Here is an 11,419-nt window from a genome sequence, read left to right on the forward strand (position 1 = left end):
GGGTACACCTAGGACCCCGGCCGTTGCAGCAACCGCCGGCCGACCAGCCAGGCCGCCCACGGGATGCCCAGGTAGAAGAACCCGGCGTCGGCCGCGCCGGCCGCGTGGGAGTCGGCGTGCGTGGCCTCGACCCAGTGCAGGATCGTCACCGAGAGCACGAGGTAGCCGACGAACAGCAGCACCCGCGCGCCCTGGGGCAGCCGCCGGGTCGAGGTGGCGGTGAACCCGGCGTCGCCGGCCACCGAGAAGGCGATGCCGACCACCACCACGACGATCGCGGGCAGCCCGATCAGGGCGCCGATCACCGAGATCCAGTCGCCCCGGCTCATCGCCAGCCAGGAGAACACCGTGAGCGCCCCGAGCGCCACGACGGTCCCGGCGTCCAGGCGCCGCCACCGGACGGCGAGCAGCACGGCGACCCCGACGGTCACCAGCACGTCGACGAGCGGGTCGGAGAAGCCCAGGTCGCTGCCGCTCGCGCTCAGGGCGAGCGCCGGCACCGTCCAGCAGCCGAGGACCACCAGGCCGGAGCCGACCTCCCGGTCCAGGTCGGAGCGCCGCCGGCGCAGGAGCCGCAGGCCGACGAGCAGGGCGAGGCCGGCGAGGGCCAGGGGGCCGTACCTGGTCAGCCCGACGGTCGGGAAGCGGGTGACGAACCACGGCACGTGGTCCACCTCCAGCTGCGCGATCGAGAAGACGCCGACGCCGACGACGAGCACGGCGAGCAGGATGGCGCTCGCGTAGAGCGCGGCGCTGCCGTAGAGCAGCAGCTCCTTGGCCCGCTCGAAGGCGTCGGTGAGCGGGAAGCGGGTGACCAGCGCGACGACGGCGCCGAGCACCAGCACGGCGACCACCGTGCGCGCGACCGCCGCGGGACGGTCCTCGACGTACGTCGTCCAGTCCGCCCAGCGGTTCCCGACCTCGACCCACAGCTTGACCGCGAGCAGGGCGGCCAGCAGCCAGCGGGCGACCCGCAGCGGCAGCTCGCGCGCGGACTCCGAGACGCCGGTCGCGACGTCGAGGCTGAAGTCGACCACCAGCACGCCCGACACGTAGACCAGCGGCAGCAGCAGCCCGTCGATCTCGGTGATCGCGCCGGACATCAGGGTCTGGACGCCGCCGGCCAGGCCCTCGTCGACGAACACCACGTGGATCCACAGGTGGGTCAGGAAGAACAGCGCGAGGCCGCCGACCGCCGCCGTGCGCAGGACCGGCCGCAGCACCCGCGACGTCCGGGCGAGCGGCGCGAGCAGGGCGGAGACGACCAGGGCGGCGGCGGTCCCGAGGTAGCCGGCGCGCACCAGGTCGGGCCCGTACTCCAGGGCCGCCCGGCCGTTCACCTCGATCGAGGCGGGCACGGACAGCGACGCGTTCGTGAGCAGGAACGTCGCCGCGACGACGACGCGCACCACGGGCGAGGCGGCCAGCGCGCCCCACGCGAGCAGCGACCAGGCCAGCAGGAAGGCGACCAGCGTGACCGGCAGGAGGCCGACCGGGAGGAACGTCAGCCGGCCCGGCGCGTCGAGCGGGAGCAGGGTCCCGCGCCGCCACACGTCGGTGAACAGCAGCGAGACCAGCAGCAGGGCCAGGCCGACCAGGCCGGCCCTCGCCAGCTGGCGCTCGGTGCGCGTCAGGCCGGCCAGCCGGAGGTGGCCCTCGCGGACGGGGTCGGCGAACGCCGTGTCCCACACCGGGCGCGCCCGGCCGGCCGCGCGGACGGGTGCGGCCGCCCGCCAGCGCCCACCGGTCCCGACTCCGGTCGTCTCGGTCACGGTCGGGCCTCCAGCACCAGCACGATGGTCCCGAGCCGGCTCGTCGCCGGCACCAGCAGCTCGCCGCCGGGTCCGGACCCGGTCGTGGGCACGCTCCGGCCGAAGCTCGACCCGGGCGGCTCGAACCCACCGAGCGCGACGCCGGTGCGCAGGTCGTGGGCGACGACCTGGTAGCCGCGCTGGAACAGGTCCTCGTCGTGGCCGGTCTCGGTCACGTAGACGCGACCGTCGCGGACCAGCGGGGTCCCGGCGACCCGGCTGTCCAGCTGGACGCGCCACAGCTCCTCGCCGGAGCGGCCGTCGTACGCCGCGACCCCACCCTGGGCGTCGGGGTAGACCACCACGCCCTCGCCGGCGGCGGGCCCGGCGATGATCTGGGTCTGCTGGTTCTCGTGGAACCACAGCCGCCGGCCGGTCTCCGCGTCGTAGGCCGCCAGGCCGCTCGGGTGCTGGTTGCGCACCGCGTCGACGTAGACGACGCCGGCGTCGTACGTCGCGGAGCTGAACGCGGCGACGTCCGGGACCGTCCACCGCACCGCCCCGGTCGCCGCGTCGTAGCGGGCCAGCTCGCCGCTGGCGTAGACGACGTCGCCCCCGGGCAGCACCAGGGGCGTCGTGCCGCCCACGTCGCCCGGGAGCGGGTGGTACCAGCGGGCCTTGCCGGTCGCGGCGTCGACGGCGGCCAGGCCGGCGCCGTGCACCGGGAGGAAGACCGCGTCCTCGCCGGCCGCCGGCAGCGATCCGGGCAGCGGGTCCGCGGCCGGGAACGTCCACGCGGGCGCGCCGCCGCCGACCGGCACGGCCTGCCACTCCTGGCCCTGCTGGGAGATCGCCAGCCCGTGGGCGACCACGACGCCGGGCAGCAGGCCGTCGGACTCCAGGAGCGCGCCGACCGAGCGGGGCCCGGTGCTGGCGTAGAGCACGTGGTCCTGGCCGGCCACCAGCACGGTGCCGTCGACGAACGCGGGTGCGGCCGCGGCCGCGGACGGCACGGGCCGGACGTCGACGGCGAACGCGACGCCGCGCCGGGCCCCGGCCGGGTCGACGGGGTAGGCGAAGAACGTGGTGCGCTGGCCCTCGGCCTCGACGTCCCCGCCGAGGACGAGCGCGTGCCCGACGTACCCGATCGGCACGTCGGCGTCGATGCTGCTGCCCGGCGTCGGGAGCGGGAGCGACCAGTGGTCGACCGCGGCGCCGGTCGCCAGGTCGCGCACCTCGACGCGCCCGGTCTCCGACACGCCGACGACCTGCTCGCCGACCACGACCGGTGCGAGATGGCTGGCCGGGGAGGGCACCGTCCACGCGTGGTCGCCGTCGGCGAGCCGGAACGCCTCGACGTGGTCGTTGCTCGTGCGCAGCACCGCGCTGCCCGCGCCCGCGGCGAGGTCGCTGTCGGGGACGTGGTCGGTGAGGGCCTCCCAGCGCAGGCCACCGTCGTCGAGGTCCCAGCAGTAGACGACCTTCGCGTCGTCGGCGACCAGCGCCGCGCCGTCGGCCAGCACCGGGGCCGACACCGGCTCGCCCTCGAGCGTCCGGGTCCAGGAAACGTGGCCGTCGGTGACGTCCAGCCCGGTCACCGTGCCGGATCGGTCGACGACGACGACGCGGTCGCCGGCCAGCGCCGGGGCGCCGTACGCCGGGGCGCCCAGCCCGGTGCTCCACACCGGGGCGCCGGTGGCCAGGTCGAGCGCGGTGACGGCGCCGTCCTCGGTGGTGACCACGGCCGCGGTCGGGCCGACGGCCGGTGACGCGGACACCACGTCGCCCAGCCGCCGCACCCAGCGCGCGGTCCCGTCGGTCGCGTCGAGCGCCCAGACGTCCTTCTCGGCGTCGGCGACGAGGACGACGGGTCCGGCCAGCGCCGGTGTGGTGACGACCGGATCGGCGAGCCGGATCCGCCAGCGCACCTGGCCGAGGGCGTCGGTCGCGGAGACCGTGCCGTCGGTCTCCGCGAGCACGCGCAGGTCGTCGTCCCCGACCGGCGGGAAGCGGACGTTGGTGTTGCGCTCCTCGCTCCACGCGAGCTCCGGCGTGACCTCGCCGTCCGGCACGGACCGGGCCCGGTCCGGACCGAAGCCCAGCGTCGAGCCCGGCGTCGAGCCGGGCCCCACGGCGGTCGTGAGCCGGCCCGGCCGGTCGGCCCACCAGTTGCCCGCCCGGCCGTGGAACTCGACGAGCTCCTCGACCAGCTCCAGGCCCTGGGCGGGCACCCGGTCGACGATCCGGACCGGGCCGTAGCCCGGACAGGTCCACTCCTCGTAGGTCTCCGGGCTCGTGCGGCCGTCGAGCGTGAAGAGGAACTCGGACCGGAAGTGGGCGCACCCGTGGAAGGTCCGGCCGCTCACCTCGACGTCCTCGATCGCCTCGAGCCGTACGTCGATCCGCAGCCGGGTGTCGCCGACGGCGCCGTCGTACGCCCAGGTGTGGCCGGCCTCGGCGGGGAGCTCGTACGCCGGTGCCGGCGGCTCGATCGCCTGGTACTCGTGGCGGGAGTAGACGCCGTGCTGCAGGAGCCGGTCGCCGTCGAGGCCGAGGTACGCCGTGGACTCCGACCTCCCGGTGCCGGGGTAGTCGGTGTAGACGCTGCGCAGCGCCACGGCGTCCAGCGACCCGTCGCCGACGCCGGCCTGGCCGACGATCTGCCGGGTCCGGGTGCCCGACGGCTTCCCGTGGTCGGTCACGTCGTAGACCCAGGTCGTGCCGAGGTCGAGCGGGTGCAGGACGCGCATCGCGGCGGTCGGGTCGTCCGGCGCCGAGACCGCGACCGCGCCCGCCATCGCCGCCGGGACCAGCAGCACGGCGGGCAGCCAGGACAGGACCCGGCGCACCGGCCTAGAGCCCGGAGGGGATGGTCGCGGTGAGGATGTCGTCACCGCCGTAGACGGCGTCCTGCCACACCAGCCGGTCGCCCGACAGCGCCGGGAAGCCCTGCTGCCCACGGGTGTCCATCAGGTCGTAGACGGTGCCGGTGTCGAAGGAGACCAGGTAGAGGTCGGTGTCGTCCAGCGAGATCTGCGCCTCCTCGGCCGCGCCGCCGCCGAGCTCGCCGACCGCCTCGCTCCAGACCGCGTAGTGGTCGTTCATGGCGGCGCCGAACGGCATCGCCGCCGACGAGATCTGCACCGGCGCGGCGTCGCCGGAGAACAGCTGGGCGTTGCCCTGCTCGTCGAGGGCGAGCACGCGGTCGCCGTACGCCGCTATCGAGAGCACCCCGCCCGCCATCGTGCCGAGGTCCTGGGCGTCGCCGCCCGGGGTCCAGCGCAGCACCCGCCCACTGGCGGTGCCGATGCCGACCGTCCCGTCGCCCGCGCCGAGCGCGGTCACCGAGTCGCCGTCGGCCAGGGACAGCGGCAGCGCGGTGACGCTGCCCGCGGCGTCGACGTAGGAGACCCCGGACCGCGTCGCCCACGCGGCGCCGTCGTCGGAGCCGGCCAGGCCGGCGAAGGCGGTGACCCGGTCGGCCTCGCCGAGCCGGGAGGTCGAGCCCGCATCGAACCGGGCCACGGCGCCGGGGCCGTTGTCGGGGAACTCCATGCCGACCAGCGCGTCGCCGGCGAAGACGACCTGCGCCGACGACGTGGAGCCGTCGAGCGCCGAGGGCTTCGCCCCGATCCCGCCGGTGGCCATCGCGCCGAAGGGGCCGTCGCTCTTCGACAGCCAGGCCACCCGGTCGCCGTGGACGGCGGGCTGGGTCTCGGTCTCGGGGGCGTTGCTGACGATCTCGCCCACGACGCGCGCCGGAGCGCCGCAGCCGGCACAGATGTCCTGGGCGTCGAACACCTCGCGCTCGACGCGGAGGATGACCGGGTCGGCGCCGGCGTCGACGGTGGTCTGCTCGATCGCGCGGCGCGCGTCGACGAAGCCCGACGTCGGCCCGATCTGGGTGGTCAGGGCGGCGAACACGATCTTGTCGAAGTCGCCGGCGAGCTTCGAGTCCAGGGCCGTGGTCCCGTCCATCTGCGCCAGCCGGCTGCGGATGCTCCACAGCGCGTTGTTCCAGATGGCCGAGTTGATGTGGACGCCGCCGTGGTCCTGGGTGAGCCCGAGGCGGCCGAGCTTGGCGGTCACGGTGTCGAGGGCGAAGAAGTAGTCGTCGAACGACGTGCCGTTGAGCAGGTAGCGCGTCGACACGCTGCCGTCGGGGTTCTCGTGGCACAGCTGGGTCGGCGGCGTGATGCCCGTGCACCCGTGCTCCATCACCGCGTTGCTGTCCGAGCCCTGGAAGCGGTCGCCGATGACGTTGCCGAAGTAGTCGGAGAAGCTCTCGTTCATCGCGCCGGACTGGCCGGAGTAGATGAGTCCGGCCGACGAGTCCGTGACGCCGTGGGTGATCTCGTGGCCCGCGGTGTCCACGTCCAGCTCGCTGACCTCCGCCGGCTTGCCGTCCGGGGCGCAGGGGTTGCCGTAGACCATCTGGCCGAAGTTGAAGTACGAGTTGCAGAACGAGCCGTCGGAGTAGTGCACCGAGGAGATCAGGTCCGAGCCCTTGCCGTCCCACGACGACCAGCCCAGGGAGCCGTAGTAGTCGTAGACAGCCCGGCTGAAGGCGTGCGCCGCGATCGCGTCGGCGTCGCTGATCGCCGTGCCGTTCTGCGGCGGCTCCACGTAGAGCCGGCCGGGGAGCTGCGAGTCGTCGTCGCTGCCGCCCATGTCGTAGGTCCAGATGCCCCCGGTCTGGGCGCTGTCGTCCCACGTGGGCACGGTGGTGTCGACCAGCGCCACGCCGTCCTGCAGCCGGACGCCGTGGGCGGTCAGTTGCTCGCCGGTCGGCCCGGTCCCGGTCACCTCGACCGAGCCCGGGTCCGGGGCGAGGCCGCGGGTCCTGCCCACGGCGCGCGCCGTGAGGACCGGGCCCCCGAGCGACGCCCGCCCGCCGAGGCGGACCGGGGTCCGGCCCTCGGCCGACGCCGGCCGCACCGAGACCAGCGTGCCGCTGTGGGCGTCGATGAAGTACCAGCCGTCGGACGGCGCGACCGTGGCGCCCCTGGCCGCCTGGGTGATGGTGACCTGCCAGGCCAGGTGGCCCGCGTCGCCGGGGACGACGACCAGGGCCGGCCGGCCGACCGCGACGCCGCCGGAGACCGCCTCGGCGCGGCGTACGGCGGTGGCGCGGCCCAGGTCCGGCCGCGGGTCGACGTCGAGGCCCGCGAAGGCCCGGCCGCGCACGGCGTTCAGCCGCGGCTCCTGCGCCGCATCGCCGACGGTGAAGACCAGCTCGCCGTCCAGCACCGGCACCCGGCCGACCTGCTGGGTCGCGCGGACCGAGGTCGACCCGGCGGCGGTCGCCGGACCCTCCGGTCCGAGCTCGAGGTCGGTCGAGGTCACGCCGAAGAGCCGGGCGCCCCACTCGTCGAGGAAGCCGCGCACGACCGCGGCCGAGTCCGACCCCGCGGCTGCGAAGTAGCGGCCCCCGGAGAGCTCGGCGAGCATCCCGGTCACGTCGTCCTGCCGGCCCACCCAGCCCGACCGGGTCTCCGCGCGGAGCTCCTCGACCGCGTCCTGGAGGGCCGCGGTCGCGGCGGCGTCGCCGGTGTAGCCGGTGGCCAGCACCAGCGAGGTGGGCTGGTCCGGTCGGCCGCCCAGGTCGTGCTCGCGCGCGTCGCAGGCGCTGAGCGACACCACGGCCAGAGCGGCCACGACCACGGCAGGCGCCGACCTCAGGAATGTCCCCACGGCCGGGATTCTGGGATCGGCCAGAAAGGCTGTCAACGAATTCGGAAAAGTTCCGTCGACTTTACTCAAATGCCTGGCGAGCGCGTCGATTTCGTGCACGATGCACTCCGACCAATGCGAGGCCGGAGCGCTCGGGCGCCGGCCGGTTCCGCCGAGCTTCGCTGGAGGATGACGCACGTGACCTGTCCGACCTGTGCGACCGAGAACCCCGAGGTCGCTGCGTTCTGCCACCGGTGTGGCGCCTCGTTGCGCGGCAGCTCGTCGTCGCGCACGGCGGCCTACGCCGTCCAGTCGTCCGAGGGGGTCAACCAGTTCGCGTTGATCTCGACGATCATGCCGCACACGAACAGGGAGACCGCCGACAACTACCGCTGGGCGATGATCCTCAGCGCGGTGTTCATCGTGGGCGCCACGGCGTTCGGGCTCATTCCGGTCGCCATCGCCGCCGCGGCGTTCCTCATCCCGATCGCGTACCTGGTCTACATCTACGACGTGAACCTCTGGGAGGACGCGCCGGCGCCGGTCGTGATCGGGCTGTTCGTCGTGACGGGCGCGCTCTCGGTGCTGGTGTCGCTGGTGTTCTTCCAGTGGGTCTTCGACGAGCAGTTCCTCAGCTTCGCCAGCAGCAGCCGCAGCGGGATCGGCACGATCTCGATCCCCGCGCTGCTCGTCTTCGCGGTGCTGCTGCCGGTCGTGGCGGAGGTCGTGAAGAACCTGCCCGCCGTGCTCCTGGCCCGCCGGCCCCAGTTCGACGACATGATCGACGGCCTCACCTTCGGCGTGGCCGCCGGGACGGCGTACGCGGCGTTCGAGACCCTGGTGGTCTTCCACTCCGTGTTCACCTCCGGTGACCTCCGCACCACCGACGGCCTCGCCTCCTGGCTGGTCGTGATCGTGAACCTGATGGTCGTGAAGTCGCTGGTCTACGGCACCGCCACCGGCATCGCGGTCGCGGCGTTCTCGGGCAAGGGCGAGGGCTACGACGGCTTCACGTCGTACTACGTGCGCAACTTCGCGTTCGCCGCGGGGATGAACGTCCTCTACTGGGTGGGCGTCCGGTTGGCGTCGTACCTGCCCTTCGGCCAGGCGCTGGGCCTGCTCTGGGGCTTCGTGGTCCTGGCCGTGTTGGTGATCCGCATCCGCGTGATGCTCCAGGCGGCGCTGCTCGAGGCCGCGATCGAGGACGCCGCCAAGGCCGGCCACTCCAAGCGCGAGACCTTCGTCGAGACCTTCTGCCCGGAGTGCGAGAACATGCTGCTGGTCGGCTCGCAGTTCTGCATCGCGTGCGGCACCTCCGTGCGCTCCAGCTCGCACCAGGCCCGGCGACACATGAGCACCACGGACGAGGGAGGTGCGGCATGAGCGACCAGACGCCGCAGCAGCCGCCGGTGCCGCCGAACCAGCAGCCGCCGAACCAGCCGGTGCCGCAGCAGCCGGTGCCGCAGCAGCCGGTGCCGCAGCAGCCGGTGCCGCAGCAGCCGCCGTACCCGCCGCAGCAGCCGTACCCGCCGCAGCAGCCGTACCCGCCGCAGCAGGGCTACCCGCCCCAGCAGGGCTACCCGCCCCAGCCCGGCTACGCCCCGCAGCCCGGCTACCCGCAGCCGCCGTACCCGCGGCCGGCGGCGCCGGCCGGGGGCCTGTTCAAGTCCGGCAAGCAGAAGACCATCGCCCTGATCGCCGGCGGTGTCGTCGCGGTCGGCCTGCTCGGTGGCCTGGTCGCGGTGGTGGCCGGCGGGGACGACGGCTCCTCCACGCCGGAGGTCGGAACGGTGAACTCCGGGGTTCTCGACCCGAAGCCGGTGGGCCAGGTCGACGGCCCGCCGGACCCCGGCACCGACCCGTCGGCGTCCCCGACGCCGACGCCCGCGCCGAGCGAGAGTCCCCAGCCCACGCCGAGCCCGGAGCCCCCGCCGGCCTCCGGCGCGGTGACCGTCGGATCGGTCGACGTGATGCTGTCGGGCGACTGGGCCCTGGCCGGTGACCCCGGCTCGGACAGCGCGCTGTTCGCCGACGGGCACGGGAGCTACATCACCGTGCTCACCGGCGTGGTGGACCCGACCGACGACGCGGGCAGCCTGCTCGCCAACAACGTCGACTTCTTCGTCGGCGGCGAGAACTACTCCGACGTCAGCGTCGACCAGGTCTCGCCGATCGACCCGTTCGGCTCCATCGTGTCGGGCGCGGTCACCAACTACACCGCGACGTGGGTGGACTCGCAGGGCTCGATCCCGCTCCAGGGCGCGATCTGGGCCGCGGTCCGGCAGGACGGGACGGCGCTGCTGATGTCGGCCGAGCACGGTCCGGCCGGCCAGTGGGAGAAGAGCGCGGACTCGTGGGGTCCGGTGATCGACGCCACCTTCAACCAGTTCGGCGCGAGCTGAGCAACGCGGTCGCGACCGCGGCCACGCCCTCGCCGCGACCGGTGAGGCCGAGGCCGTCGGTCGTGGTCGCGGAGACGGTCACCGGGGCGCCGACCGCGGCGCTGAGCGCGTCCTGCGCCTCGGCGCGACGCGGGCCGAGCTTCGGCCGGTTGCCGATGACCTGCACGGCGACGTTGCCGATCTCGTAGCCCGCGGCCCGCACCCGGGCCGCGGTCTCCGCGAGGAGGGCAGCGCCGGACGCACCGGCCCACGCGGGGTCCGCCGTACCGAAGTTGGAGCCGAGGTCGCCGAGGCCCGCGGCGGACAGCAGCGCGTCGCACGCGGCGTGCGCGGCGACGTCCGCGTCCGAGTGGCCCTCCAGCCCCTGGGGCTCGTCGGGCCAGTGCAGGCCGGCCAGGTGCATCGGGACGCCGTCGGCGAGCCGGTGCACGTCGGTGCCGATGCCGATCCGATCCGTCACAGGGTGATCATGCCCGAGCCCGCGTCGCGGACGGGTGGAGCACCGATCCGTGACGGTGTCGGGCGCCTCAGGAACCTCGGGTCTAGACCAGCGCCTACGCCGGGTCCGGCGGGGGCACGGAGCCGCCGCACGACGCTGCGGCCGATCGGCCCGCGGCGCCAACCCGTTGACTCTGTGGGGGAAATAGAGAATGAGGAAGCTCGCGGTACTTGCTGCATCCGTCGTCGCGGCCGGGGGAAGCCTGTTCGCCATGTCGCCTGCGTCGGCACACACGCCGATGTTCAGTGCGGACTGCGGCGGCGTCCGGGTCTCGGCCACGGCGTACGACAGCGACCAGGCCAACCGCTGGTCGGTGACGATCGGCGGGGTCACCGAGACCGGCACCTTCGGGTCGTCGTTCGACCGGACCTTCCCGGTGCCGCAGGAGGGAGCGACGACCTCGTGGTCGGCGTTCGTCGAGGCCCAGGACGGCAGCTACCACGGTGAGCGGGCCGGCTCGGTCGGCCCGTGCGGTACGCCGGTCGACGATTGCGCCGACCTCCCGGGGAACCAGCCCGTCGGGACGCCGTGCGCGCCGCCGCCGGACGTGACCCGCACCGACGGCCAGGCGCTCGAGGGCTGCGCCGTGGCGTTCGCCGGCACCGCGTACGGCGCCGGGGCCCTGACGTACGACGAGGAGTACACCGACACCTACGTCTTCGACGAGCAGGCCAACACCTGGAACCTCGTCACCGACACCACGGCCACCGTCACCGACGTCGTCTTCACCCCGTGGTCGATCGCCGAGCAGGTGCGGAACGGCTGCGCGGACAAGCCCAAGCAGCCGCCGGCCACGCACGAGTCGCACTCGACGAGCAACGTCGACTGCGACTCTGACGTGATCCGCACGACCACGACGACCGTCACCACGCCCTTCGTCTACGACGCGGCGACCAACACGTGGGTGGCCGGCCAGCCGCACTCGAACTCGACGACCGAGGAGTCGCCGGTGCAGCCGGGCGACTGCGCCGCGGACGTCAGCCCCAGCGGCGTCGAGGCGGAGACCGCCAGCGCGACCGCGCCCGGCGGGTCGTCGCCCTCGCTGGTGCCGACCTCGATCGAGGCCGGCGCGGTGTCGGCCGCCCCGGCGGCGG

Annotated in this window: 7 protein-coding genes; 3 read left to right on the top strand and 4 right to left on the bottom strand. The window is 74.3% G+C overall.

Translation table 11 applies throughout. From position 1 onward, the window contains the following. Positions 1 to 8: 8 nt before the first annotated feature. The 3 genes from ABD086_RS24585 to ABD086_RS24595 are packed head-to-tail and all read right to left on the bottom strand — an operon-like array spanning position 9 to position 7,445. Positions 9 to 1,772, bottom strand: coding sequence for a hypothetical protein (locus ABD086_RS24585; RefSeq protein WP_343911205.1), 1,764 nt, complete (start codon positions 1,770 to 1,772; stop codon positions 9 to 11). Next, positions 1,769 to 4,600 carry an outer membrane protein assembly factor BamB family protein gene (locus ABD086_RS24590; protein ID WP_343911207.1) on the bottom strand — a complete coding sequence of 944 codons (2,832 nt, stop codon included), beginning with the start codon at positions 4,598 to 4,600 and terminating at the stop codon, positions 1,769 to 1,771. The genes ABD086_RS24585 and ABD086_RS24590 overlap by 4 nt, the downstream gene beginning before the upstream one ends. Positions 4,601 to 4,604: 4 nt before the next feature. Continuing rightward, the gene (locus ABD086_RS24595) at positions 4,605 to 7,445 is read right to left on the bottom strand and encodes a M4 family metallopeptidase (RefSeq protein ID WP_343911209.1); all 2,841 of its coding nucleotides are present in this window, start codon (positions 7,443 to 7,445) and stop codon (positions 4,605 to 4,607) included. Between the two features lie 177 nt (positions 7,446 to 7,622). Here ABD086_RS24595 and ABD086_RS24600 point away from each other — a divergent pair, with 177 nt between their 5' ends. Both ABD086_RS24600 and ABD086_RS24605 read left to right on the top strand, forming a co-directional pair. Further along, on the top strand, positions 7,623 to 8,807 hold the full coding sequence (locus ABD086_RS24600; protein WP_343911211.1) for a PrsW family glutamic-type intramembrane protease: 1,185 nt from the start codon (positions 7,623 to 7,625) through the stop codon (positions 8,805 to 8,807). Then, the gene (locus ABD086_RS24605) at positions 8,804 to 9,826 is read left to right on the top strand and encodes a hypothetical protein (RefSeq protein WP_343911213.1); all 1,023 of its coding nucleotides are present in this window, start codon (positions 8,804 to 8,806) and stop codon (positions 9,824 to 9,826) included. Before ABD086_RS24600 ends, ABD086_RS24605 begins: the two co-directional genes overlap by 4 nt. Here ABD086_RS24605 and ispF read toward each other — a convergent pair. Next, positions 9,804 to 10,286, bottom strand: coding sequence for a 2-C-methyl-D-erythritol 2,4-cyclodiphosphate synthase (ispF, locus tag ABD086_RS24610; protein ID WP_343911215.1), 483 nt, complete (start codon positions 10,284 to 10,286; stop codon positions 9,804 to 9,806). The genes ABD086_RS24605 and ispF overlap by 23 nt on opposite strands. 250 nt (positions 10,287 to 10,536) lie before the next feature. Between ispF and ABD086_RS24615 the strand changes: the two genes are divergently transcribed. Further along, positions 10,537 to 11,419: hypothetical protein (locus ABD086_RS24615; protein ID WP_343911217.1), on the top strand; the 883-nt coding region annotated here is incomplete at its 3' end.

The organism is Nocardioides aquiterrae (assembly GCF_039526625.1).
GTDB lineage: Bacteria > Actinomycetota > Actinomycetes > Propionibacteriales > Nocardioidaceae > Nocardioides > Nocardioides aquiterrae.

Bases quoted from the DNA above. Each gene is read 5' to 3' on its own strand.
- ABD086_RS24605 (WP_343911213.1), top strand. From the start codon at position 8,804: ATGAGCGACCAGACGCCGCAGCAGCCGCCGGTGCCGCCGAACCAGCAG.